This window comes from Bacillota bacterium, from assembly GCA_023511485.1.
Taxonomy (GTDB): Bacteria; Actinomycetota; Aquicultoria; order Aquicultorales; family Aquicultoraceae; genus CADDYS01.
In genome coordinates this window covers 1-25,153 of sequence record JAIMBH010000008.1, presented here as the reverse complement: position 1 = coordinate 25,153, position 25,153 = coordinate 1, and the positions used below count along the sequence as shown (strand labels likewise).

Sequence of the window (25,153 nt, the reverse complement as noted above, 5' to 3'; positions counted from 1 at the left end):
GCAACTATAACTAACTGTAACTAACGCATTAATATTCATCTGACTATTGCAAACCAGGCGCTTTTTTGCTAAGTTATGCCATATAATGTTAGATACTGGTATTACCTTTATTCCTTGCTTGAAGTACTATGATTGCAAGGCAATCCTCACATAATGGAAAATGCGTAAGTTAAGCTATTTGTAACTTACGAATAGCTAATCCATAGAGGAAAAGGGTAATATCCGCAAATGACGCCAGCTGCTTAGGGAGTGGTCATAATGTTAAAACGGCGTAAATTTGTAACTCTTTTACTTATAGCAGCAATGGTATTTAGCTCCATACCGAGCTTTCCTTTTTCACCGAATATACCCACCCCGGCATATGCAGCAACCACTGGCGCCAGGATTTATGTCTTAGGGGGCAACGACGCCTCTAACCTTCTAAGCACAGTAGAAATGTATAACCCTGAAACCAATAGCTGGACGACAATGCCTCCTCTGAGCGAACCGAGAGGCTCAGCCAGTAGTGTTACGCTAAACAACATTATTTACGTTATTAGCGGTAAAAACAAAACAGGCGGTACTGCAACAACCGATGTCACTAGCACCATCCTTGCCTACAATACAGATGATGGGTCAAGCACGATCATTGGTAGAATAAACACCGCCCGCTACAGGGCAGGTTCTGCGCTTCTCAACAATAAAATATATGTTATCGGGGGTACAACAACAAGCGGAAAACCCGGATCAAATGCGCTTTATTCGATTGAAGAATACGACTTAGATACCAATGTAAGTATCAATAAAGCAGACCTCCCGGCATCACGAGATTTGCCGGCCGTTGCCCAGGTTGGAGGTAAAATATATATAATGGGCGGTTATGACAGCAGCGGTAAGGCAACTAATGACTGCTGGGAATATGACCCTGCCTCAAACACTTTCGTCTCAAAAAGCCCTATGCAGACGGCCGCGGCAGGTAAAGCAACCGTATTAAACGGAAAGATATATGTCGTAACTGCAATATCGCAAATTCAGGAATACGATCCTGCAACCGATACCTGGAAATCGCTTGGTTTTCTGCCAACAACGAGGTCCGGACCAGCCGTTGAAGCAGTCAACGGTTATCTATATGTTGTTGGAGGAGACGAAAACATCCCCCCACTGACGTACTACAATATAAATGAAGCTGCAAACCTGGAATCCACTCCTCTTGTATGGGAGACTAAAACACCTATGCCGACTGCTCGAACAAGGGTAGTTTCAGGCGTTGTTATACATGATAACCAGCCGCCAACAGCACCTGCCAACCTTACGGCCACAGCAATCTCCTCTACACAGGTAAGCTTGACCTGGGATGCTTCTGTAGATAATGTGTCTGTTGCGGGATATAGGATAGAGCGTTCAACCGATGGAGCAAACTTTACAGAGATTGGCACATCTACGACTAACTCATATCAGGATAACTCAACCACCTCGGCTATAACCTACTATTATAGGGTGCGCGCTTACGATGCCTTTGAAAATTTATCTGGCTATTCAAATATTGCGAACGTTACCACACCCGATGAGCAGGCACCTACAGTGCCCACAGGGTTGTCCGCTACCGTTAATTCCGCTAATGAAATCAATCTATCATGGGCAATCTCAACAGATAACGTTGGTGTTATTGGATATAAGATCGAAAGGAGCACAGATGAAGCAGATTTCGTTGAGATAGGATCCTCTGTAACACCTTCATATAAGGATTTAACAGTCCTGCCTGGCCATGCTTACTACTACCGCGTGCGTGCATATGATGCAGCCGGCAATATGTCGGGTTACTCAAACGCCATATCTGTTGCAACTCCAAGCGGGACAAGATTTGAAGAACCAAGCACATCAATCGTTTATACGGGGACTTGGTCGTTGGCAAGCAGCCAGAACGCCTCCGGCAGTGCCTATAAATATTCAACTGACTATACCAAACCAGCCACCGCAACGTTTACCTTTACCGGCAATTCGGTTACCTGGTATTCGGCTGTTGCACCAAACTGCGGCATCGCAAAGGTATACCTTGATGGCGTCTTTGACCGTGAGGTTGATCTTTACTCACCAACCATTAAGTTCCAGAGTCCTGTTTACGTAAAAGAAAACCTCCCATATGGGACTCACACTGTAAAGGTTGAGGTAACATCAAAGAAGAACGCCAGTTCAACAGGCAACATTGTTGTGGTAGATTGTTTTGAAGTTAATCTTAAATAAGGACTTAAATGCGCAGCAATATATGTATTCGATATGCATTATAATATAGGCCGATGAAGTTTATCCCTTAACGACGCCTATGGGTTTAAGTCGCACAACCTTTTTGGCTATACCTGTCTCAGCGGTAATATTTGCCACCTCATCTATGTTTTTATAGGCAACCGGAGCCTCTTCGGCTAAACCTACATTGCTTGTAGAGAATACGGCGATTCCTTCTTTTTCTAGCTCCGTTCTTAACTCTTCTCCCCTAACTATACGTTTGGCTTTGTGCCTACTCAATGCCCTACCGGCGCCATGTGCCGCAGAGCCAAACGTCTCTTCTTCGGCCTTCTTTGTTCCCAGCATCAGGTATGAAGCAGTTCCCATGCTTCCCGGGATAATAACGGGCTGACCGATATCTCTATAAACCGGCGGTATATTTGAGTTACCGGGGCCAAAAGCCCTTGTAGCTCCCTTCCTATGGACAATTAAATTACCCTCTACTTTTGCAATGTTATGGGCTACATCGTAAATCAAGTATATCTGCTCCTTGGGAATCCTTAAGGTTCTATTGAAAGCCCGCCTTGTCTTCTCCATAATTATCTGCCTATTTGCCCAGGCAAAATTTGCAGCTGCGGCCATTGCCTTAAAGTAATCCTGTCCTTCTTCCGAGTTAAAAGGTGCCGAAACCAGCTCAGGGTCGGGAACTTTTATATTATATTTCTTCATTGCCGCGCGCATTATCTCGATATAATCGGATGCTACCTGATGGCCCAGACCCCGAGAACCGGTGTGAATCATCACAAAAACTTCATCTTGTTGGATGTTCAGCTTATCCGCCACCTCTTTATCAAAAATGTCTGTTACACGCTGAATCTCTAAAAAGTGGTTTCCTGAACCCAGGGTTCCAAGCTGGTCCCTGCCCCTCTTCTTTGCCCTATCGCTTACTTTGCCAGAATCGGCGATCCTCAGCCTGCCGTTTTCTTCTATATTTTCTAGATCTTTTACAGTCCCAAAACCTTTCTGTGCTGCGTATTCGGCACCCCCTTCCAAGAATTTATCAAGCTCCTCAAATGATATTTTTACGGCGCTTTTGCTTGCAAGCCCTGCTGGTACAGTCTTAAAAATCTCTTCCATCAGGTCTATTTTTCTGGCGTTTAATTCTTCCACCGTTAAGCCCGTTTTAAGCAGCCTTACCCCGCAGTTGATATCATAGCCAACACCTCCCGGTGAAATTACTCCCCTTGTCTTATCAACCGCCACCACCCCGCCTATAGGAAATCCATAGCCCTCATGGATATCCGCCATTGCCACAACGTATTTATAAACGCCATCAAGAGTCGCTGTGTTGATTAGCTGCTCTATTGCTCTTTCCTCAAGCAACTTTTCTATAAAACCAGGAGTCGAATAAAACCTAGCAGGAACTTTCATGTCGGGTCTAAACGTTTTAGGAATCTCATACAGATAATTTCCTATTTGCTTTAAATCCTGTTTTTGGACTGTATTAGACATCGAATACTACCCTTGCCTCATATCCTTCCGGAGTTTTCTCAAAAGAAGACCTGTATGTCGCACCTTTTATCTGCTCCACAAATTCGCCTTCGAATCCGTAAACTTTCGCTTTCAGGGATGTCTCTGTCAGCTCCTCGAACTCTGCTTTTGTAAATATCTTTCTCTCTGTCTCAGTCAGGTACAGTATCTCGTTCAAGAATTTGATTAGCAGGTTTAAATATCCATCGCCTTTTATCTCTACACTATAAGCCTGTTCCTTTGCTAAAGGCTCAGCTTCAATTTTAGTTTCGCCACTTAAGTAAGCAGCGACACCCTGCATCATTGCTTCAAATACCTCTTTCTCGGTCTTACCGACCGCCTTGATTAATAGGTCAGACGGATGTTCTAAAAACTCGAATTTCATAAGAAATTCATTTCCCACCTTGAGAAATTTAAAAAGGGTAAATATTACCCTGCATTAACAGAGTGCGAAAAGTTTTTCATCTGCGCATTCCGGTAATAATTCATGTCCCGTTCGGGTAATGAAAGCCATATCTATCATATACAAGATAGTTGAAAGGACGGTGCCCTTGATGGCTCTGGAGAAGCCATCCCCACCTCCAGGTGACCGGAGGTGGAAGATGGTCGAGAGAACAATGCGAAGCTATGGATACGAACCCTATGCCCTCATACAGACACTCCATACTGCTCAAGAGACGTTTGGATATCTTGACGAGGATATCATGAAGTACGTGGCCACGTCGCTGCGTGTACCATTAAGTGAGGTTTATGGTGTCGCAACTTTTTACCACTTCTTCACGCTAAAACCCCAGGGCGAGCATACCTGCATCGTGTGCACCGGAACCGCGTGCTATATCAAAGGTGCTGATGACCTTCTGAGAGCTGTTGAGGATATCACCGGAGCAAAGCCGGGCGAGACAAGCGCAGACAACAAAGTGTCCGTTGTTACCGCCAGGTGTATCGGCTCTTGTGGCCTTGCCCCAATCGCCATTTTTGATGGCGAAGTGGTCGGCAAAATAAGCACTGATGAGCTAAAAAGACGCGTGAAAGAGTGGACTTCTATAGCAGAAGATACCGGCGGTAAGCCACCAAGGGGTACTCCAACTATGCCAGAGGAAGGTCCCGCAGCCCAAAATCCTATCATAGAGGGGGTGACCATCGGTGACACGCGAAGAGCTTCGTAAGATAAGAAAGACCGAACAAGAGCGCAAACAAAAGTACAGGCACACGGTAAATGTCTGCATGGCCTCCGGTTGCGTGTCGCTTCGCAGTGACAAGGTTAAAGAGGCGCTGGAAAAAGAGGTCTCTGAGCGTGGAATTGAAGATGAAGTGCTCATCAAAAGAGTCGGCTGTGTCGGCCTTTGTTCGAAAGGGCCAATCGTTATTGCAGAGACAACACGGGTGCTATACCAGGGCGTCAGTCCGGATAAGGCTAAAACTATTATCAAAAACCTGGACAAAGCACCGACTAAGGAACTGAAGCGCTCGATGGAAACGCCGTTTTTCAAACGGCAGCATAAAATCGTTCTCGAACATTCCGGCAACATAGACCCAGAGCGCATAGAAGACTATATCGCCGTCGGCGGCTACGAGCCAATGCTCAACGCATTAATCGAGATGACCCCTGCTGAGATTATAGACCAGGTAGCGCGGAGCGGCCTGCGCGGACGTGGCGGTGCCGGCTACCCGACTGGCTTAAAATGGAGCACTGTTGCCAAAGCGCAAAGCAACGGAGATAAATACGTTATCTGCAACGCCGATGAAGGAGACCCTGGAGCATATATGGACCGAAGTATCATGGAGAGTAATCCGCATCAGATAATCGAGGGGATGGTTATCGGCGCTTATGCAATTGGCGCCAACCATGGTTTCATCTATGTGAGAGCCGAGTACCCACTGGCCATAGAGCGACTCAGAACTGCGATAAAACAGGCGGAGAAGAAAGGGCTTCTTGGACAAAACATCGGCGGCACACGATTCAGCTTTGACATCCAGCTGCGCTACGGTGCAGGCGCTTATGTGACTGGTGAGGAGACGGCGCTTATATCCTCAATCGAGGGTCACCGGGGCGTACCCCATCCACGACCTCCCTACCCCTCTGAGCGTGGACTTTGGGGAAAACCCACTCTTATAAATAACGTCGAGACTTTTGCTAACATAGCCCCTATCATACGAAACGGCGGTGACTGGTTCGCGAGCATCGGCACTGAAAAGAGCAAAGGCACCAAGGTATTTGCCCTAGTTGGTAAGGTTAATAATGTGGGTCTTATCGAGGTGCCGCTCGGTATGACGCTTCGCGAGATCATCTATGATCTTGGAGGCGGCATCCCTGAAGGGCGTAATCTAAAAGCGGTGCAGACCGGTGGCCCATCCGGCGGCACTATTCCGGAAGAGTATATCGACCTGCCGGTCGACTACGAATCGCTGGTGAAAGTCGGCTCTATCATGGGCTCCGGCGGCATGATCGTCATGGATGAGACCTCCTGCATGGTCGATGTAGCCAAGTACTTCATGAGTTTTAGCAAATCCGAGTCGTGCGGCAAGTGCATTCCCTGCCGCGTTGGCACCGTCCAGATGCACGGCATCTTAGAGAGAATAACCAATGGCGCGGCGACAATGAATGACCTCATATTGCTGGAAAACCTCTCCGACATGGTGCGCAGTACAAGCCTGTGCGGTCTCGGCCAATCAGCTCCAAACCCAGTCTTAAGCACACTCCGCTACTTCAAAGACGAATACATAGCGCATATTAAGGAAAAGAAATGTCCTGCCGGCGTATGCCAGTTACAATATGCCAAAGGGGGCGGCGAGCATGAGGAAATCCTGGAGGTGCGAGAATGAGGCCAGAAGTCCGTGTCAAAACCCTTAAGATAGATGGCCTTGATGTAGCTGGTCGTGAAGACCAAACATTACTCGATGTGGCCCGTGAGAATAACATCCGCATACCAACCTTATGCCAGCTTGATGGGCTGACCAACTATGGGGGGTGCCGCATGTGCCTTGTTGAGATAAAAGGCGTGCCTAAACTTCTCACATCGTGCACCACCTATATCTGGGAGGGTATGGAGGTCACAACCAATTCTGAGAGGCTGCTTAACTACCGCAAGATGACGCTTGAGCTTTTCTTCGCCGAGCGCAACCATATATGTGCGATTTGTGTGGCAAACCGCAACTGTGAGTTGCAAAGCCTAGCGCTTGAACTTGGAGTCGACCATATCCGCTATCCTTACCTATACCAGGGTTTAGAGATCGACTCGTCACACGATAAATTTATCATTGACCATAACCGCTGTATCCTGTGTACCCGCTGCATACGCGCATGCGCAGAAGTCGAAGGGGCTAACACCTTAGGCCTGATGGGACGCGGCATTGGCGATAAGATAATCACCGACCTTAACCAACCCTGGGGCGAATCTCCGACCTGCACGAGCTGCGGCAAGTGCGTAAACGTCTGCCCTGTTGGAGCCATCTATGAGAGGGGTATGTCCATCGGCGAAGCACGCAAAGAGCATAAGTTCTTGCCTTACCTACGGATCATGAGGAGTGAAGGTTTATGGCAAAATCGCGTGTAGCAACTGTGTGGCTCGATGGATGTTCGGGTTGTCACATGTCTATATTCGACATGGATGAGCGCCTTCTTGATCTGGCTGATAAGATAGAGCTTGTTTACAGTCCCCTTGTCGACGCCAAGGAGTATCCTGAAAACGTCGATATAGTACTGGTCGAGGGTGCGGTTGGCGACGAAGAACAGCGCGAGCTTGCCCACAAAATACGCAAGCGCACAAAAACTTTTATATCGCTCGGCGACTGTGCGGTAACCAGCAATATCCTGGCATACCGCAACACATTTAGGGTTGCCGATGTCATAAACCGCGTGTTTGTCGAAACGGCGGAGGGTGGCACATCGCAACCTAGCAAGGATATCCCAACGCTTCTACCTTATGCTGTACCTGTCCACGAAATCGTCGGCGTGGATATCTATATTCCAGGATGCCCGCCCCCGGCAGATTTGATCTACTACGTTCTGGCCGAACTCCTGGAGGAACGTCAGCCCGAATTCAAGAATCGCTTTGGATAGGAGGAGCTTGAGTAGGAGGAGACATGGCGCAACATAATATCGAAGTATCTCCGGTGACCCGCATTGAGGGACACGCCAAGATAACCATACATCTAGATATCGATGGACAGGTTAAAGATGCCCGCCTGCATGTTACCCAGCTTCGCGGTTTTGAGAAGCTCTGCGAGGGGCGGCCCTTCTATGAGCTTCCCTTTATCATGCAGCGCATCTGCGGAATATGTCCAATAAGCCACGCAATTGCTTCGTCAAAGGCATGCGATCAAATCTTATCCGTAAAAGTACCTGAAACGGGCGCTAAACTTAGAAGGCTTGCTAACCTTGCTCAAATCATCCAGTCACATGCGCTTAGCGTATTCTACCTCTCCTCCCCCGACCTTCTCTTGGGGATGAATATGGAGCCGTCAAAACGCAACCTACACGGGGTTGCAGAAGCCAACCCTCAACTTGCCCGAGACGGTATCTACCTCCGTAAATTTGGCCAGCAGATCATCGCCCTCATATCAAGCACGGGCAAGCGCGTCCATCCTGGCTGGATGGTTCCTGGAGGAGTGAGCACACCGCTTACGGGTGAGGCTCTTGCACAGATAAAGGCGATGATTCCTGAGGCAATTATGGCGATACAGCGCTCACTTAGCTGGTATAAACAATCAATGGAGGACTACCGCGATGAGATCCGTACGTTCGCAAACTTCCCCACCCTCTTCATGGGCATCGTGGGACCGGACGGTGAGCTTGAGTTCACCGACGGCCTCGTGCGCATCATCGACTCCTCTGGCAAGATCATAGCTGATGGTATTGACCCTTCTAGCTATATGGACTATATCAATGAGAGTGCAGAATCCTGGACTTATATGAAGTTTCCCGCCTACAAGAAAAAAGATTACCCGGACAACATCCTGCGGGTCGGGCCGCTGGCGCGTCTTAACATTATCGATAAAGTAAATGCGCCGCTTGCATCCCAGGAATGGGCAGAATTTCGAGAACTTGAACGAGGAGTCATCTTCAGCTCGTTTCACTATCACTATGCAAGACTTATTGAAATCCTGTTCTGCGTTGAGAAGGTACAAGATCTCTTAAATGACCCTCATATCCTTGGTGCGCGCATACGGGCAAAAGCCGAGCCCAACTGCTCAGAAGGAATCGGTGCGGCAGAAGCCCCGCGCGGCACGCTCATCCATCACTACAAAATCGACGATAACGGTCTTGTTACTTGGGCCAACCTCACTATTGCGACGGGCTTTAACAACTATGCAATGAACCAGGGCGTTCTCCAAGTAGCCAAGCACTATATAAAAGGCCCCGAGATACCCGAGGGAGCCTTAAACCGTCTGGAGGCAGTGGTGCGTGCATTCGACCCGTGTCTAAGCTGCGCAAGTCATGCTATTGGACAGATGCCGTTGGAGGTACGACTCGTCGGGCCGGATGGGTCTATCCTCAGCGAAGTGAGGCGAGACTGATAGCACACATACTCGTTATCGGATACGGAAACCCGCTGCGTGGCGATGACGGCGCAGGCCTATTTGTAGCTCGGCAGTTAAGTAAGCTAAGCGAGCTTAGTGCGCATGATAACATAAAAATCCTGTCACTTCATCAGCTAACACCCGAACTGGCCGACGATATCAGCAAGGCCAAACTTGTTATCTTCATCGATGCGAGCTGGAATCAACCGCCGGGGCATCTCTCTTGTAAGATGGTTATGCCAGGCCCATCCATCACTGGAATTACCACCCACCATCTCGAACCATCCGGCTTACTCACCTTCACCCAAGGGCTTTACGGAGTGTTTCCTGATACAGTAATTATTATTACCATAGGCGGCAATTCGTTTGGCTTTGTTGAGGATTTATCACCCTCGGTTGCTGCAGCTTTGCCCAAACTTGAGAAGGTTTTAGTCGCATACTTGTTACATATGACACATAAACTTAATAAGCGTTGAGATTATGCTGAGAATATGAACACATCCCTCACCTAAACGCTCTATATTTTCCCAACTGAAAATCTCATCCTATAGCCATTAATTTAAATTCTAGGGTATGTCGCAAGATAAAGTAACTCCTAGTTACTTTAAAATCGTTTATATATCAACCGACATATGTATTATTAATATTAAGTTTTCCATGCATCTTTTCGATTTATATCTTATTGGAACTTACTTTAGTTTGTAGCAGAAAGGAGGTGTACACGCATGAGAGCTCGCAAATTATTACCATTTCCTACCAGGCTGGTAATCATCATTGCTGCGGTGATCGCTTTTTCCGCATTTTCAATCATAGTTGCACTTGCCAGCAGCTCTGGCCCGACGTTTAGCAGCTTCACGCCTGCACCTGGCACCGAAGCAACCGTAACAATGGGTACGCTTAGAATTTCTCTAGAAGCATCTGATCCGGAGAAAATAGACCAATCGTCTATCCAGGTAAAGATAAATGGACACAGTATCCCATCCAGCGACATCACGGTAAGCTTTCAGGAGATTGGTTACTGGGGATTAGATGAAGACGGATATGAGACATGGATAGTTACCGGCTACGATTACACAAAAGCAAAAATAGAGGCAAGATATCCTGTGACTTATAACAGCCTAACCGACACAGGAAACGCTGTTTGGGTATCGGCTGCCAACCAGATCGGAAACGTATCCTCTGCCGAGTGGAATTTTAACTACAACAAGAAGCCAGTAATAAACATTCTCTCTCCATTGGATGGCTCAACTGTAAATACTACCATGCCCAATGTGTCAGCCAGAATATCGGATAACGGCACAATCGATACCTCAGCTACAACTCTTGCCATCGATGGAAATGCGGTCAACTTCACGTTTGATGCAGGTACTGGAGTCGTCTCATATACTCCATCTTTGCCGTTAAGCGCTGGCAGACACGATATATGCTTAAATACGAGAGATACTGCGGAAAACACCGCCTCTGCATCCTGGCACTTCAGTATACCGCAGAGCAACGCCGTATTCTCCTTGGCTATACCCGCTGATGGCTCCACGGTAAACTCGTCCAGTCCTACCATAAGCATCCAGGTAGATGACGAAGTAACCCTTGACGGAAGTACCGCTACCATGGTAATCGACGGCATAAGCATGAAAGCCTCGTTTACACGCGGGACAGCGATGGTCAACGGGCAAACGGTTTCTGATTATACCAAAGGCACGATATCTTATACGCCGTTGTCTCTCAGCAACGGAACTCACACTGTCGTTGCCTCTATCCGTAATACCAACGGTGTGCCGTCTTCTTTTGCCTGGTCCTTTAACGTAGCGGCTCCCCCACAAATCACAGAGCTGACCCCGGCTCCCGAGTCAGTCGCCAGCAGTGACATGCCGACAGTCTCTGCCAAAATTGAGACCTTTAGCTTTGTCTCCAGCGTTAAAATGCATCTGAATGGAGTCGAGGTCGTACCTATATATAACGAGGTGACTAAAGTGGTGAGCTTTACTCCTTTGTCGCCTCTCCCGTCCGACTTCGATCAAACAGTAACCCTAACAGTTACTGACGCTTTCGGCTTATCTTCTACTGCAACCTGGCATTTCAGAACGAGAAACTGTACTGCCTGCCATACAAACTTTCCGTCTACCCACCCAATGACAAACTGCAACGCCTGTCATGGTGGCGGTGAGCCAATCGAAGACTGCCGGGAATGCCATGAGTATCAGTGGTACCCTGAGGATCACAACGTCTCCAAGTACTCCTGCGAATACTGTCACAACTCAACTTACAGCTACAAGATCCCGGTTCACCCTGCAGATAATGCGGCATATCATAACACAACCTCTTCGATGGAGCTTTGCAGCGAGTGCCATATGACATCTTTAGTTCAGGAGCATGGCAGAAGGATTGATCCATCAACCGGTAAAAATCTGGATTGCTACACCTGTCATGCAAACACCAGAACTGAAGTGCGATTGGCTATAGAAAGTAAAAACAAAGATTGTGGTGCTTGCCATGCCAGTTCGTCCAGCCACGAGACTGTGCACGCCACCAACGCTCTTGACAGCAAATGCACTACCTGCCATAAGAACAACTTATTCCAGGAGCACTTAAATAACCCGACTACGCAAACGAAAAAATTGACCTGCGATAGTTGTCACAGCAGTACCAGGCCCGAAGTTATAAGCGCCATTTCATCGGGCGATAAACACTGCGTATCATGTCATAGCCAGGCACACAACATAAGTTTGTCGGCGGCTATGCCATCTGACATCCCACTTTATAGCGGATTCAGATGGACGGTGCCTCTTGAGGCTCTATTATGGGCAGGAGAATCGTGGGTGCCCGACGACTTCGCATCCGGAGGCAAAGTACTTATCTCAAGCCGCAGAATCGATGTGACGGGCGATCAGGTCTGGAATTTCTACAAGAACGAGATGGCCGCCAGAGGCTGGACGTTGGCATCAAGTGAACCGGCTGCCGGATCTAACTTCTACTCTGTAGCCTTTACAAAGCAAGCCCAAAAGGCAATCATCTGGTTCTACGGCGGGGAGGATCACAAAACAACTTCACCGGTTTTAGCCAGCGGCTATCGAGTAGAAATATTGTATAAATAACGTTTCCTTGGAAAATCATTAGCGTAAAAGGGCCGGCGGCTTGCCGGCCCTAAGTCTGTTTATAATACGGCAAACCAATAAACTCTCTGCTTGCTTTCTGCCCGACCTGGGCGTATAGAGGGATAACACAGGCAAGGCGAAATCATAAAAAATCTTCACGTCCAAGACGCCCTAAACTGCTTCTTTAACTCCAATCACGTTTTATATACGTTTCATCACGGCATCCGCGGGTAGAACAAAACTTGTAATACACGTAGCAACCCCCATAATCGGAAGGAGGTTAAAACAGTGGCTTATCCATCAATTGTCTCAGCCCTAGAGGGAGTAGAATTTCCTATTAATAAGAAAGACCTTATCGAGCAAATCGGCGACCGCGAAGTTGAAATTGTCACCGGACAAACGCTCTCGATGAGGGAACTCTTAAACGTTTGCACAAAAGAAAACTACCAGAATCCACATGACGTTGTCGGCTGTCCAGAAATCGTACAGAAGATCGAAAGCACAAAACAAATGGCAGCCTAATAAGAGGCATCAGCCATTATTTCAGGCGGTCCCGCTGGTTTCGGGGGACCGCCATACTAACCTATAGTTACTGTGCCGTTGGACCCTCCAGGGCTGTTTCAGCTTTAGATGCCACCGCCCCCTCAAATTTACGATACACATAGGCATTGGCAATAAAAACAAGCGGGAACACAATAAGCAAACCAAGGCCAAGCGGTATTGCGCCAAGTATAATAAAGCCAAGAAGCGCCAGGTCAAGTAGGAATACTTTGCCTGCTATACCCTTTGTAAGCTCCCAGCTCCTCTGCAAAGATCCGATAATTGCATCTGTACCGCGCGCATTTTTATCAACAATGTAATAACCGAAGAACTGCAATCTAACAAAGAGATAAATACCCGGAATAATAAGAAAAATGGTACCGATACCTACGGCAAGACTAAATAAGAAATTACTGACAAGAAAAATTAAATACAATGGATAAGCTGCAAAGAAATCGCCAAGTTCAGCTTTCTCGCCTTTTATAGATTTAAGCGCTACGTTTATAGCTCCCATACCAATAAATGCGCCTGCGAGAAACGAGAAGATACTTACCTGAACCCTGAAGCCACCAGCAGAGCCAGGTCCGCTTATCGCATTATCAATTGAACTCGCTATCACGGAAATAATAAACGATATTAACGCAAGGCCAACGAAAAGACCGGGGCTCCCTTTAAACGTCTCCCAACTATCGCGCAGTACATCCCCAACAGAAAAATCTTTCGCTGCCATTCACTGCCCCTTTCCTAAACAACCGAATATTGCCCTAATAAAGTAATGTATACCCACTTAACCCATTCTGAAACTACATCTAATATAAGATAATATACGTCTTTATATGTCCTGCCTCTCTTTGCCGGCGCATGGGAGCCAGACATCCTCTTCCCTTATTGCTTTGATCCCAAGTTTTTTAACATTAAATGTGCTGGTAGAATGATTATTTGCGATGGGCAGCGAATCTAAAAGTTGCTATGTTGCACAATTCTATATATCCTAAGTCCTATTCCAACGTAGTTATGCGCAAATGCACACCCAATCTAGGCCCAATACAAGGCACTTTTGCGTGCGCATCGTTGGTTTTAGTTGACTTTTACGGAAGGAAGGCTTGTTAATGGAGTTAAAACCCAAATGGATAGCATTAGAAGTAACAAGAAGGTGCAACCTGAGGTGCGTCCACTGCCGGTCTGGATCCGAGATGGAAGTAAAAGGGCATCCCGATTTCTCTACCGAAGAGGCCTTTAGGATTTTAGACGATATAGCCAGCTATACCAATTCGGTTGTTGTACTTTCCGGCGGTGAACCCATGCTTCGGGAGGATATTTTTGACATAGCCAGGTATGGCGCTGATAGAGGCTTGCGAATGGCTCTTGCAACCAATGGCGTTTTTGTTACGGAGGATGCCTGCAAAAAAATAAAAGAATCCGGTATAGAGATAATATCCCTTAGCCTTGATGGACCAACCGCAGAGGTACACGACAACTTCAGGGGCCAAGACGGTGCATTTGCAAGCGCAGTAAGGGCCGCACAATTGCTTAAACAACACAATATCGAATTTGTTATTAATTCGTCTTTTACAAAAAGAAACCAGAAAGAAATCCCGGCTACATATAGGCTAGCAAAGGAGCTCGGTGCTACGGCTTGGTACATGTTTATGGTAATACCCACAGGCCGAGGCGAGGATTTAATGAGCGAACTAATTTCAGGCGATGATTATGAAGAAGTTCTTGAATGGCATTATCAAATGGAAAAAGACGAAGATGAATTAATTGTTAGGCCGGCCTGTGCGCCACATTATTACAGGATAGTGATCGAGAAAGCCAAAGCTGGCAAGTCTAAGCCAAAAACAAGACCATTAAAATTTGCCCCAAGTAATTCCAGAGGTTGCGTTGTCGGCAAAGTAATATGTGTTATAGATGTAGATGAAAATGTGCTTCCATGCAGTTATTTCCCTAAAGCCGCAGGCAACCTGCGAGAGCAATCACTGAAGAATATCTGGGAGAATTCTGAACTTTTTAAAGAACTAAGAAACCTCGGTGAATATAAGGGCAAATGCGGTGAATGCAAATATATTACCGTTTGCGGTGGCTGCAGAGCCAGGGCTTATTCAATTCACGGTGATTATTTGAGAGAAGATTCGTTTTGCAGTTACATACCAAAAAAGCCGGTGCTCGTTCGCCGCTGCTCTTAACTAGTGCGTGGCATCTCTGAGGGACACTGCAAGAATAGCAAGGTCATCAAGCAACGTCCCACTGGTAAATTCAATAACGGAGTTAAAGATCGCAGCCGGGTATCCCTTTGCGTTTGGAAGCGTAATTTTTTGAACAACATCTCGTAGACGCTCCAGGCCAAAAAATTCCTGATCACGCCGCGCCTCGATAACTCCATCGGTATAAAGAAGAAGCACATCTCCTGGTGTAAGAGCTTCACCTTCATCAAAGTAATCGAGTCCGGCAAACGCTCCAATAATTGGAGACCTAGTTTCGAGAAATAAAGTTTCGGATGTGCTTCTTCTAATAATAGGTGGGGGATGGCCCGCACTGCAATAGTTAAGCCTTCCCGAGTTTATATCGAGAATCCCAAAAAACAGGGTGATAAACAATCCAGCAGGCGACGATCTTATAACAACCTCATTTGTCTTTGAAACAACCGATGCCGGCGAAATACTCTCATACGCATATACCTTGATTGTATTTTTAACCAGAGATGTTAATGTCGCCGCTTGCAGCCCTTTGCCCGACACATCGCCGATTAGAATTCCAACCCTGTCATGCTCCAGTTCAAATAGGTCATAGAAATCTCCCCCAACCTTGGAGACGCCAGTTGCTGAATGGTAAAAATGGCCGCTATCAATGCCCTCTATCTCCGGCGGCAGTATCAACAATGCCTCTTGCAAAGTATCGGCAATATTTCGCTCAGTCGTGTAAAGACGGGCATTCTCAAGAGCAAGCGAAAGTGCTGTTGCAAGTTTACCGGCAAAATCTATCTCCTCATCAGTAAAAGTAACCGGCTTAGAATAGTTGAAGGATAATGCTCCAATTGCTTCACCCCGGAGCAATATCGGCACAACCATGAACGCCCGAACCCCATGTTTTTCCATCATCCCTCGCTTGACTCGTTTATCGGTATAAATATCGTCGACATGCACCGGTCTGCCTGTCTCAATAGCAATCCGCGTTATTACCGACTCCTCTACCCGGATTTTTGACCCAACCGCTATATTAGGCAATCCGTAGACATACCTGGTTACCCAGAAGCCTTCCTCAAGTAAAGCTATTCCAGCGGTCTCAGACCCTAGGGCTTTAGCGGATTCGCTGACCACTCTCTGCATTATCGCATCAAAATTTAGCGTTGAGTTTATGGCGGCATTGATTCTATTTAGGGCATCACTGAGGTCCTTTGCTCTTTTTAACCTCATTTCTGCCCTTTTGCGCTCAGTTACATCGTGGGCAACTAATTGCACAGATGGCTCACCCCTGTATTTGATAGGTATTGATATCGACTCGGCTTCAATAAGCCGGCCATCAGGAAGTTTGTACTTTTCCTCAACCATTCCTACTGAAATGCCCTGTTGGGCTAGAAGAATGCGCTCTTTGACTGCTACCCGGTAATCAGGATGAACATACCCCAGAATAGGTTTGCCGATAATATCCTGAGGCCTTTCTGCTCCCAGCATTCTTGCCCCTGCAGGGTTGATGAAAACAAATCGCCAGTCTGTATGAATGGCGATCATATCAGGTGAATTCTCTACTAAACGGTTGTAGCGTTCTTCACTCTCCTCCAGCAACCATTCAGTAGCTTTTTGCCAGGTAATATCCATAAACAATTGGATTACATTCACAACAGCGCCCGTTTTATCGCGAAACGGCATAGCTGTAATCGAGAGCATTACTTTAGTTCCATCCGGGCGCTCAGCAACGAGCTCTTCGTTTGATACCTGCCTTCCGGCTACCGCCCTCGTAAAGGGTAGTTCCGTTTCTGGAAGAGCCTTACCGTTTTCCCCGGTTATTTTAAATATTGGATCATTATAGGATCGCCCGATAATGAATTCACGTTTGATGCCCAGAATAGCCGCTGCCGAACTATTGGCAAACACTACTTGGCCATTTGCGTCAAAGACAATAACACCTTCTTTGATCGTATCGATTATGTAGCTCAAGTGTTCTCTTCCAACAACTTCGCTCAACTCGCCCTCCGTATGGTCATCTTCTTTGATTTCCCTTGCCGAGAAAAAATATCCAGTAAGGCAAAAGATACGGGTAATTAAATTTCAATTATGGTTGTGTTTTAAAAATTACCTCGTTTAAAACTACCTCTGGCATGATGGGCACCAGTAATAATGGGTTGTACCTCGCTTCACCGCAGCAACTTCACCACCGCATTCAGGACAAGTCCTGCCTTTCTTTCGCCAGGCCAGCATATGACCAGGTATGCCGCTTTCTATCTCGGCTACCCCATCCTTTAGAACAGTGGGAATGATCTCATAGAGCTTTTCAATCTCAGCATCTGTAAGCGTGGCCACACGCCGGTCTGGCCTCAGTCTTGCCCGGCGCAATATCTCATCTGAGTAGATATTGCCGATACCTGCTATTTTTTCTTGGTCTGTTAGAAAATCCTTGAGAGTTTTACCTGCAGATTCTGAGATGACCTTCCTGAAGCGCTCGAAAGTAAAATCTGGGCTTAGCGGCTCAACCCCAATGCGGGCAAGCACCCCAATCTGGCTAAAATCCTCCCTCTCCACCAGAAAAACCCGTCCCATATTTCTAGAGTCAACAAAAAGAAGGACTGAACCATCCTCAAAACTAAATTTAAGCCTGCTATCACGGCGCGTTTTTTCATCCGCTTCCGATTCGGATCTGAAATAGTTAAGCCAACCTGTAAGCATAAAATGAAAAACTATGGATTTTCCATTTGTTAAAGGGGCTATCAGAAACTTTCCTTTGCGAATTATATCCTTGAACGAAGCACCGACAACCCCACTTCTAAACTCTTCTTCGGAAATATTTTGAAGAACCCTTGTCTTTTTACCTGGCCGTCGGACAACCTCAAATGAAACTATCTTCTTTCCTAAAACACTGGCTTTAAGAGATCGCCTTACAACCTCGACTTCAGGGAGTTCTGGCATCCCAATTCACCAACCTAAAATAAGGGATAAATAAACTCGTAGTTTATTTATCCTACTTTGTACCAATAACACTGAAATGATTGAAGAAATAGTGTTCACCAATAAAAAGGGATACAAACTTGTAGGGAATCTCTACTCTCCCTTAAAACCGGGGCCATTTCCGGTTGTCGTCTTTGCGCATAGTTTTTTTGATAGGGGAAAACACAGCACAAGAAGCGTGCCAATCGCGGAAAAGCTTGTGGACGAAAAAATCGCTTCTTTTCTTTTCGATTTCACAGGGTACGGCGAAAGTGAGGGGACAAGAAAAGAGTCCACTATCTTTCAGCAATTCGATGATTTAAAACAGGCGGTGAATGCCCTGAGGCTAGAAGAAGACATCACGCTTGAGAAAATTGGGCTTCATGGTGTCAGTACTGGCTGCTTATCCTGTCTTTACTACAGCCTTGAGCGTAAAGTTTCGGCAATGGTTTTAAGGTCTGCAAGAACCAATGGTTTTTTCCCTAACCTTTATAAACATGCACCAGAAATTAAAACACCAACGCTATTTATCCATGGTTCTCGAGATAAGCTTATACCCTACACCGAAAGATTTATTAAGGCCATGACCGCACCGGCTAAATTAGAAATAATAGAGGGAGCTGACCACCGGTTTCTCGATATTGTGTTGTTTGAGCAGGCTCTAATCCTTACAGTTGATTGGTTTAAAAAACACCTCTAATAGTAAAAAAGGGTGTTTGGCTGTGCGTGAAGGCCTTCACCAGCTGGTTTGCGCTGGCTAATACGAGCCAACTAGCCATCGATAGATAACATAAAACCAGCCAAAAAAACCATGAAGAATCGCCCAACCAATTGAATGATTAAAACCCCAGGAAATCTGGACAGCAATTGCAACGCCAATTGCCGTAAATATGCTAATGCCAGTGCTCGATGCCGCACCTCTCGTACCCATTTATCTTGAAACCTTTCTCTCGATTTCCGCAGGCGCCCTCTCTTGAGTTCCCGTGTAAGAATAAGATTAAACCAGAGAAATATGATATGACTGCTCTATATAATCGGTGCTGATACGCTTATTATGTCTATCTTAAGCGCATTTCATCATGGTACCTTCAAATTTCTGGTATTTTCTTAGCGCCGATTCTTGGGCATTAACGCGTATATGATTTATCTCATCAAAGTGATCAAACAATATTGAAACAATATTGTTATCCAGTGCCGAATTTGCGACCATTTTTTGCAAGATCTGAAGAGCACGTTTCTCAGGCATACCTTCCCTGTAGGGTCTGTTCTCAGTTATCGCAGTGAACACATCTGCAACGGCCATAATCCTTGACCCCTCGGGGAAAGACTCGCCTTTTAAATGAAAAGGATAACCTTTACCATCCAGGCGCTCATGGTGAAGAGCGGCCCAGGTATTAATTGTCTCAAACCCTTTTACAGTTTTGAGGATGCGGTAGGTAAGATACGGGTGTCTCTTAATAACCCTAAACTCATCCTTTGTTAGGAGAGCGGGTTTTTCTAGAATCTTTGCGGGAACTGCGAGCTTGCCTAAATCGTGAAGATAACCGGCTATTCTCATCATTTTGCGCTCATTGAGTGAGTACCCAGCCAATCGCGCCAGCTCTTCTGCGCTGGCTGCTATCCCACTTGAGTGGGTTGCGGTAAACCTACTTCTAAAGTCGATTATGTGAGCAAACAATTCTGCCAGGCTTTGTGCAACATCAAGCGTAATTGTTTTGGTTGGCAGACTTGTATCGGAAGGTAAAATAGACTCCGATATCTTTAACGTGACATCAAACCAAAAGCTCTCTTTACGGGCCAGCTCCATGAAAGCATCAACCGCCTCCGGCATGAACATCTTTCCTGAACGCTCCCTAATCTTATTGCATATGCGCTCAGTTTGGGCAAGTATCTCCTCATCTTTCTCAATAGATACAGCAATTCGATCGGCTAAGTGCAGAATATGACTTCCAATCGGGACACGTAAGCCGTTAAATTCAACACCTTCTCCGTTGTTCCAGGGGACGTGATGCATCCGAACAATTTCCGCTACTTCGGAAAAAGGTTGGAACATCTTCAGCAAGCGATAGCCTGAATCAGCATGTTCGTGGGGACACCTAAGCTCAAAATGCAGCGAATCTAATCTTTCTTTAAGAGAGAGCGCGCCAATATCGTGCACTGCTCCTGCTAAGAGCAGCTTGCTTTGCTCCTCTTTTGATAAGCCTAAGGTATCTCCGATGCAATAAGCAATATAGGCAACTTGCCTATGGTGGTTGTTAATGGCTCTATCTACAAGGTCAACAGCATCAGAGATGCACATAGTTACGTCTAAAAGATTGATTCCTTGCTCCATCACTTTTCCCTCTCCAGTACAGGTTATAAACAGCACATAATTTTATATCGGTTAAACAGGGGGTTTCCTCAAATACTCCAGTTACTCCACTTACGCTTGATGGGCTTAGATTCGGGGGTTGCATTTATAGTATTTAAAGCTTCTAAGAGGTTAAAGCATATGTTCATCCGCTAAAATACAACTCTCCTGTAAAAAATCCTTTTTGCCACCTCTGCCCCAATGACGTAAAGAACGAGAATTACGCCCAAAACTGGGAAAAACACTGGGGGCAGCGGTGTAAATGAGAAAAGCTTTACCAACGGTGTAAACGGTATAAGGATTGTCAGCCCTATGATTATTAAAGTGGCGCCCAGCAGGTACTTGCTTGGCCTGCTTCTAAAAAACGCCCTTTGGGTTCGCACGACAAGCACAATAAGCGCCGCTGAGACAACAGATTCAACAAACCAGCCGGTTCTAAATTCTGCTACCCCAGCTCGTAAAATAAATACCAGTACTCCAAATGTCAGATAATCAAACACTGAACTAAGCGGCCCAAAAACCAGCATGAAGCTGCGTATAAATTTAATGTCCCAGCGGTGGGGCTTATCAATCAACTCGTGGTCAACACTATCGGTTGAGATGGTCATCTCCGGAAAATCAGTCAGGAGATTGGTCAGCAGGATCTGTGTGGGCAGCATGGGTAAGAACGGCAGGAAAAGAGATGCCCCCGCCATACTAAACATGTTTCCAAAGTTAGCGCTGGTTGCCATAAATACATATTTCAGCGTATTGGCAAAGGTCGCTCGCCCTTCTTTCACACCGTGGCCGAGAACTCTTAGGTCTTTTTCAAGCAGTACAATCTCTGCCGCCTCTTTGGCAACATCAGCGCCGCTGTCGACCGAAACGCCAACATCGGCTGCGTGAAGCGCAGGGCCATCATTTATCCCATCGCCCAGATACCCAACTACATTACCAGACCTCCTTAGCGCAATAAGAATGCGCTCCTTTTGATTTGGTTCGATCTCAGCAAAAACATTTACACGGTTTACCTGCCCTAGCAGAGCGTCGTTGCTCATCTTGTGAAGCTCATCTCCTGTTATAATTCGCGGAGTTTCCAATCCTATCTGGCTGCACAAACTTGAAGCAACCAGACGGTTATCTCCGGTAATAACCTTTAGAGAAACCCCAAGGTTCTTCAAATCATCCAGAGTTTCGGCGATCCCGGCTTTAGGAGGGTCAAAGAGAACAAGGTAACCTAAAAATACCATATTAGTTTCATGCCCTTTAGTAATAACCGAATCAGAGCCGACGTCACGGTATGCAACCCCAAGGACACGGAAACCTTTTGCGCTGAGATCATAAAATTTCTGTTCAACCTGTGACTTTACTACAGCAATATCAACTACTTCGCCTGTGTAGGTCTCTGCTTTTGAACAAACGTCGAGTATGTTTGCCACCGCTCCTTTTGTAATCATCAAATGCATATCGTCCTTTGAAACCAGCACGCTTAAGCGCTTGCGAACAAAATCGTATGGCACCTCATCCAGCTTCTGATAGCCGGAAATATCGGGCTGCCTGTATGTCCTGATTGCTTCATCAATAGGATCAAGAAAGCTGCTCTCAAAGGCCGCGTTTAAGTAAGAATAAAGAAAAACCTTTTCACTTTCCTTGCCGCCGGTGTCGATAGCCGAATGTACACGCACTACACCCTCGGTTAAAGTTCCGGTCTTGTCCGAACAAAGAACGTTCATGCTGCCGAAGTTTTCAATAGAAGCAAGGCGCTTTACAATAACTTTTTCCCCGGCCATCCGTCTTGCTCCGTGCGCAAGATTAACGGTAATAATAGCAGGTAGAAGCTGTGGGGTTAATCCGACGGCTAAAGCAAGAGAAAAGAGGAAGGAATCCAATACAGGACGGTTTAAAAACACATTAATCGCAAAAATAATAACCACAAGAATGAGCGTTACTTCCAGAAGAAAATACCCGAAACGCCTTACGCCACGTTCAAACTCGGTTTCCAGGGGTTTTAGTCTAAGCCGCTCAGATATTTTGCCAAACTCTGTCTCTTTGCCAGTGCGGACAACAACCGCCTTTGCGCTGCCGCTGACCACATGCGTCCCCATAAAAAGAACATTTGTTAACCTGCCTAAGGGAGTATCCTGCGGCAATATACCGGGCGATTTTTCTACCGGATAGGTTTCACCGGTTAACGTGGCCTCATTTGCAAATAAATCGCGCGATTCTAAGATTAAACAGTCCCCCGGAATGCTATCCCCCGCCTTTAAGGCAACAATGTCCCCCGGCACTACTTCATCGATTGGAACCTGCCTCTCAGCACCATCCCGCAGGACATCTGCCTTTATCTCTACAATCGTAAGCAGTTTCTCAACCGCATCCCTAGCTCCCCTCTCCTGCCAAAACCCTAAAAACCCGCTTATAAGGATAATTACCAGAATTATAAGGGATGTCGTACGGTCTCCAAGAAAGAACGCTACTCCCGAGGCAAAGATAAGGATGAGGATAATCGGGCTTTTAAATTGAGATAGAAAAAGCGCAAGCGAGGTGGGCCTTCTTTTCGCCCTGAGAACGTTGGGGCCGTAAAAGGCAAGCCGTTTTGCAGCCTCATCGCTGGATAGTCCGCCTGGGCCTGATTTAAGCTCCTCAAGAAGAATTGAAGGGGGTTTATTCCAAAACGCTTCAGTCTTTTTCACCTGGTCAGCCAGCCTCATCTTTATATCATATCATTCTGCGAGATAGTAAAAGGCAACGACCTGCCAGTTGGGCACCCGCTATTAGGAATGTATCTGCTATCAAGAATGTATCTGCTAATATGGGCCCGGATTGCCATTCGAATGTCCCGCATCTCCTTTACCAGATTCTCGCAGCTGGAAGCAAGCGTGCGGTACTGTTCACCAGATTGACTCTTTGCTTTATTCTTTGGCAATATCTGCCCTGCCGCCCGCTATTGTTACAATGGCTATGCCAATAAACGTAATAATAGATATCAAGACCGCTGCTAAAGGCCACCCGATAGGCATCTCCTTACCTTTCCTCGGTCCAGCCAGATTTATATACAGATACAAAGTACCCAGACCGCAGCTTTAGAAACATTCAGATGGCCTGGCTGCAATATCTAGGGCATACTTACCTAACGCGAATTTATCTCTATAAATTTTCTTATGGAACGGTCATAAGTCCGTTCCACTTCCGGCGGGAAGAAGCAAGCTGGTAGCTCGCGAGACCTCTGGTGGTAGGTTAAGCAGGCGCAACACTTCCCTTTGCGCGAGCATGGCTCATAGGTACAGCTGCATTTTTGCTTGTTTGCATTAATATTGCATTCCATTTATGACACACCTAACTAATCTTTTTTCACGGTGACAGGCACCGCTCAAATCTCTAACCAGCGTATATAGAGAATAATCAACAAAAAAGTGTGTGATTGTGAACCCTGCAGGCTATAGCCTCTAAAGGCTTTTTAATTTTTGGCTATTTAATTTTTAGCTACTTAATATTTCACAATCGCACACTTTTTAAGCAAGAATAAGGTATATTGCCTGGTAGATAAACTGCCCAGTGCCTGTCACCGTTGGTTAGGTTAGGCAGCTTTTATTCGTATGCCGTTCTTTAACGCATCGACAATCACGCCGCGTGTTTTTGATAGCCTCTCAAACTCGGCATGCGTATATGGTAGCGCCTCCAGGAAGTATGGCAGTGTCCAGTGTCGACTTATAGATATAAGTCGGCGCGGGAAGGAAATGTCGGCGAATTTATCATCAATAATTATAAGGTCGACATCGCTGGTCTCAAGAGCATCGCCTCTTGCCCTTGACCCAAAAAGTATTGCCTCCTCGGCTCCAATTTTCTTAAGAAATTCTCTTATCTGCTCTACGATATCTTGAGATTGTCTTGTATCCAATCCAAGACCTCCTTAGATTTCTCAATCGCCTCGCTTGCGATTGCCTCATCATAAAGATCGGATGGCTTGCCGACGGCAGCATCTACATAACGAGTAACCGTATAGTGTGGATTTAAGAATTGGAGGTGCTCGCTTATGGCTGGAGGAATATCCCAGCCTAACCCACGAGCTAGCTCCATTAGGTTATGTGACTTAGGGATAGGTTTTCTTAGTGCAATTAGATAGGCTGCCTTAAGCGCCTTTTCGGACGATTGCCTGGCGAGCCATACTGCATAGTTATAGCGCGCACTCCTAAATAAATCTTGTGCACTATCAAGATCATATCTGGCATCATCAAGCCATAGCTTAGCTTCTTCTCTCATATATACCTCAACTGCCATACGCTTAAATTATTCTAGCACACGTAAAAATGCTATTCTATATTTATATCCTGCCTTATTCCTCAACAAAGTAGTCTGAATCAATCTTTTTTATCTCGTATGATGCAATTGGGGATACCCCAACATTAAACTCTATCATAAGATTTGCAAGAGTTTGCCCGTCTATTAGGACGATTTTGCTATCAATCTGTGCTACATATTCTTTGGCTTCTTTTGAAAAGGCAGATGTTGTGATGAAAATTCCTTTCTTTGCTCGGTGGCCTTGCAACGCCCCTGCAAATTTTTGCACTTCCGGGCGGCCAACAGCCCCGTCCCATCGCTTTGCTTGGATATAGATGATATCAAGACCAAGCCTATCTTCTTTTATGATACCATCAATTCCACCATCACCTGTTTTTCCAACTGCCTTTCCCGCATCTTCCCTAGTGCCACCGTATCCCATTTTTACAAGTGCGTATTCCGGCCCAAATCGGCCACCGATTCCGAAGCATTCCGGCCACCTATTCCGAAGCAAATCGGCCACCTAT

The 25,153-nt window shown here is 46.2% G+C and carries 23 protein-coding genes; 11 read left to right on the top strand and 12 right to left on the bottom strand.

All coding sequences use genetic code 11. From position 1 onward, the window contains the following. Positions 1-258 precede the first annotated feature (258 nt). Positions 259-2,220, top strand: coding sequence for a fibronectin type III domain-containing protein (locus K6T91_03870; protein ID MCL6471928.1), 1,962 nt, complete (start codon positions 259-261; stop codon positions 2,218-2,220). Between the two features lie 60 nt (positions 2,221-2,280). Here K6T91_03870 and K6T91_03865 read toward each other — a convergent pair whose 3' ends face one another. Together K6T91_03865 and K6T91_03860 are read right to left on the bottom strand one after the other, a co-directional pair. Then, complete coding sequence (locus K6T91_03865; GenBank protein ID MCL6471927.1) at positions 2,281-3,711, bottom strand: RtcB family protein; 1,431 nt, start codon at positions 3,709-3,711, stop codon at positions 2,281-2,283. Beyond that, positions 3,704-4,114: an archease gene (locus K6T91_03860; GenBank protein ID MCL6471926.1), complete on the bottom strand. Its 411-nt coding sequence runs from the start codon at positions 4,112-4,114 to the stop codon at positions 3,704-3,706. Before K6T91_03860 ends, K6T91_03865 begins: the two co-directional genes overlap by 8 nt. A gap of 169 nt (positions 4,115-4,283) precedes the next feature. On the opposite strand from K6T91_03860, the gene hoxE reads away from it, so the two are divergent. From hoxE to K6T91_03820, 8 genes are all read left to right on the top strand, one after another. Next, positions 4,284-4,895 carry a bidirectional hydrogenase complex protein HoxE gene (gene hoxE / locus K6T91_03855; GenBank protein ID MCL6471925.1) on the top strand — a complete coding sequence of 204 codons (612 nt, stop codon included), beginning with the start codon at positions 4,284-4,286 and terminating at the stop codon, positions 4,893-4,895. Continuing rightward, on the top strand, positions 4,873-6,552 hold the full coding sequence (gene nuoF / locus K6T91_03850) for an NADH-quinone oxidoreductase subunit NuoF (protein MCL6471924.1): 1,680 nt from the start codon (positions 4,873-4,875) through the stop codon (positions 6,550-6,552). Before hoxE ends, nuoF begins: the two co-directional genes overlap by 23 nt. Continuing rightward, positions 6,549-7,283 (top strand): bidirectional hydrogenase complex protein HoxU, encoded by a 735-nt coding sequence (gene hoxU / locus K6T91_03845; GenBank protein MCL6471923.1) that lies wholly within the window; start codon positions 6,549-6,551, stop codon positions 7,281-7,283. Before nuoF ends, hoxU begins: the two co-directional genes overlap by 4 nt. Then, on the top strand, positions 7,265-7,789 hold the full coding sequence (locus K6T91_03840) for an NADP oxidoreductase (protein ID MCL6471922.1): 525 nt from the start codon (positions 7,265-7,267) through the stop codon (positions 7,787-7,789). The genes hoxU and K6T91_03840 overlap by 19 nt, the downstream gene beginning before the upstream one ends. Positions 7,790-7,812: 23 nt before the next feature. Beyond that, complete coding sequence (locus K6T91_03835; GenBank protein MCL6471921.1) at positions 7,813-9,246, top strand: Ni/Fe hydrogenase subunit alpha; 1,434 nt, start codon at positions 7,813-7,815, stop codon at positions 9,244-9,246. After that, positions 9,147-9,725, top strand: coding sequence for a hydrogenase maturation protease (locus K6T91_03830; protein ID MCL6471920.1), 579 nt, complete (start codon positions 9,147-9,149; stop codon positions 9,723-9,725). Before K6T91_03835 ends, K6T91_03830 begins: the two co-directional genes overlap by 100 nt. 249 nt (positions 9,726-9,974) lie before the next feature. Then, a complete protein-coding gene (locus K6T91_03825) occupies positions 9,975-12,341 on the top strand; it encodes a hypothetical protein (GenBank protein MCL6471919.1) in 2,367 nt (788 codons plus the stop codon). Positions 12,342-12,629: 288 nt separating this feature from the next. Then, positions 12,630-12,863 (top strand): hypothetical protein, encoded by a 234-nt coding sequence (locus K6T91_03820; protein MCL6471918.1) that lies wholly within the window; start codon positions 12,630-12,632, stop codon positions 12,861-12,863. A gap of 67 nt (positions 12,864-12,930) precedes the next feature. Here K6T91_03820 and K6T91_03815 read toward each other — a convergent pair whose 3' ends face one another. After that, entirely contained in the window at positions 12,931-13,611 is a 681-nt protein-coding gene (locus K6T91_03815; GenBank protein MCL6471917.1) for a hypothetical protein, read from the bottom strand. A 379-nt stretch (positions 13,612-13,990) separates the two neighbouring features. Between K6T91_03815 and K6T91_03810 the strand changes: the two genes are divergently transcribed. Next, positions 13,991-15,067 carry a radical SAM protein gene (locus K6T91_03810; GenBank protein MCL6471916.1) on the top strand — a complete coding sequence of 359 codons (1,077 nt, stop codon included), beginning with the start codon at positions 13,991-13,993 and terminating at the stop codon, positions 15,065-15,067. Here the strand turns inward: K6T91_03810 and K6T91_03805 are convergent, their stop codons facing one another. After that, positions 15,068-17,062, bottom strand: coding sequence for a SpoIIE family protein phosphatase (locus K6T91_03805; protein MCL6471915.1), 1,995 nt, complete (start codon positions 17,060-17,062; stop codon positions 15,068-15,070). Between the two features lie 123 nt (positions 17,063-17,185). Further along, positions 17,186-18,001: a hypothetical protein gene (locus K6T91_03800; GenBank protein MCL6471914.1), complete on the bottom strand. Its 816-nt coding sequence runs from the start codon at positions 17,999-18,001 to the stop codon at positions 17,186-17,188. A 76-nt stretch (positions 18,002-18,077) separates the two neighbouring features. Here K6T91_03800 and K6T91_03795 point away from each other — a divergent pair, with 76 nt between their 5' ends. After that, complete coding sequence (locus K6T91_03795; GenBank protein MCL6471913.1) at positions 18,078-18,719, top strand: lysophospholipase; 642 nt, start codon at positions 18,078-18,080, stop codon at positions 18,717-18,719. Positions 18,720-18,776: 57 nt separating this feature from the next. Here K6T91_03795 and K6T91_03790 read toward each other — a convergent pair whose 3' ends face one another. The 7 genes from K6T91_03790 to K6T91_03760 form a co-directional block, all read right to left on the bottom strand. Then, positions 18,777-18,950 carry a hypothetical protein gene (locus tag K6T91_03790; GenBank protein ID MCL6471912.1) on the bottom strand — a complete coding sequence of 58 codons (174 nt, stop codon included), beginning with the start codon at positions 18,948-18,950 and terminating at the stop codon, positions 18,777-18,779. Positions 18,951-19,082: 132 nt separating this feature from the next. Further along, the gene (locus K6T91_03785; protein ID MCL6471911.1) at positions 19,083-20,351 is read right to left on the bottom strand and encodes an HD domain-containing protein; all 1,269 of its coding nucleotides are present in this window, start codon (positions 20,349-20,351) and stop codon (positions 19,083-19,085) included. 170 nt (positions 20,352-20,521) lie between these two features. Next, a complete protein-coding gene (gene mgtA / locus K6T91_03780) occupies positions 20,522-23,059 on the bottom strand; it encodes a magnesium-translocating P-type ATPase (protein MCL6471910.1) in 2,538 nt (845 codons plus the stop codon). A gap of 419 nt (positions 23,060-23,478) precedes the next feature. After that, entirely contained in the window at positions 23,479-23,673 is a 195-nt protein-coding gene (locus tag K6T91_03775; protein MCL6471909.1) for a DUF6485 family protein, read from the bottom strand. 252 nt (positions 23,674-23,925) lie between these two features. After that, positions 23,926-24,246 (bottom strand): nucleotidyltransferase domain-containing protein, encoded by a 321-nt coding sequence (locus K6T91_03770; GenBank protein MCL6471908.1) that lies wholly within the window; start codon positions 24,244-24,246, stop codon positions 23,926-23,928. Then, positions 24,216-24,626, bottom strand: a complete 411-nt coding sequence (locus tag K6T91_03765) for a HEPN domain-containing protein (GenBank protein MCL6471907.1) — start codon at positions 24,624-24,626, stop codon at positions 24,216-24,218. Before K6T91_03765 ends, K6T91_03770 begins: the two co-directional genes overlap by 31 nt. A gap of 55 nt (positions 24,627-24,681) precedes the next feature. Beyond that, on the bottom strand, positions 24,682-25,149 hold the full coding sequence (locus K6T91_03760; GenBank protein MCL6471906.1) for a restriction endonuclease: 468 nt from the start codon (positions 25,147-25,149) through the stop codon (positions 24,682-24,684). Positions 25,150-25,153: the final 4 nt, after the last annotated feature.

Bases quoted from the DNA above. Each gene is read 5' to 3' on its own strand.
- K6T91_03865 (MCL6471927.1), bottom strand. From the start codon at position 3,711: ATGTCTAATACAGTCCAAAAACAGGATTTAAAGCAAATAGGAAATTAT.
- K6T91_03785 (MCL6471911.1), bottom strand. From the start codon at position 20,351: ATGGAGCAAGGAATCAATCTTTTAGACGTAACTATGTGCATCTCTGAT.
- K6T91_03790 (MCL6471912.1), bottom strand. From the start codon at position 18,950: ATGGGTACGAGAGGTGCGGCATCGAGCACTGGCATTAGCATATTTACG.
- K6T91_03870 (MCL6471928.1), top strand. From the start codon at position 259: ATGTTAAAACGGCGTAAATTTGTAACTCTTTTACTTATAGCAGCAATG.
- K6T91_03860 (MCL6471926.1), bottom strand. From the start codon at position 4,114: ATGAAATTCGAGTTTTTAGAACATCCGTCTGACCTATTAATCAAGGCG.
- K6T91_03800 (MCL6471914.1), bottom strand. From the start codon at position 18,001: ATGCCAGAACTCCCTGAAGTCGAGGTTGTAAGGCGATCTCTTAAAGCC.
- K6T91_03840 (MCL6471922.1), top strand. From the start codon at position 7,265: ATGGCAAAATCGCGTGTAGCAACTGTGTGGCTCGATGGATGTTCGGGT.
- K6T91_03765 (MCL6471907.1), bottom strand. From the start codon at position 24,626: ATGGCAGTTGAGGTATATATGAGAGAAGAAGCTAAGCTATGGCTTGAT.
- hoxE (MCL6471925.1), top strand. From the start codon at position 4,284: ATGGCTCTGGAGAAGCCATCCCCACCTCCAGGTGACCGGAGGTGGAAG.
- mgtA (MCL6471910.1), bottom strand. From the start codon at position 23,059: ATGAGGCTGGCTGACCAGGTGAAAAAGACTGAAGCGTTTTGGAATAAA.
- K6T91_03835 (MCL6471921.1), top strand. From the start codon at position 7,813: ATGGCGCAACATAATATCGAAGTATCTCCGGTGACCCGCATTGAGGGA.
- K6T91_03775 (MCL6471909.1), bottom strand. From the start codon at position 23,673: ATGGAATGCAATATTAATGCAAACAAGCAAAAATGCAGCTGTACCTAT.
- K6T91_03795 (MCL6471913.1), top strand. From the start codon at position 18,078: ATGATTGAAGAAATAGTGTTCACCAATAAAAAGGGATACAAACTTGTA.
- K6T91_03825 (MCL6471919.1), top strand. From the start codon at position 9,975: ATGAGAGCTCGCAAATTATTACCATTTCCTACCAGGCTGGTAATCATC.
- hoxU (MCL6471923.1), top strand. From the start codon at position 6,549: ATGAGGCCAGAAGTCCGTGTCAAAACCCTTAAGATAGATGGCCTTGAT.
- K6T91_03815 (MCL6471917.1), bottom strand. From the start codon at position 13,611: ATGGCAGCGAAAGATTTTTCTGTTGGGGATGTACTGCGCGATAGTTGG.
- K6T91_03810 (MCL6471916.1), top strand. From the start codon at position 13,991: ATGGAGTTAAAACCCAAATGGATAGCATTAGAAGTAACAAGAAGGTGC.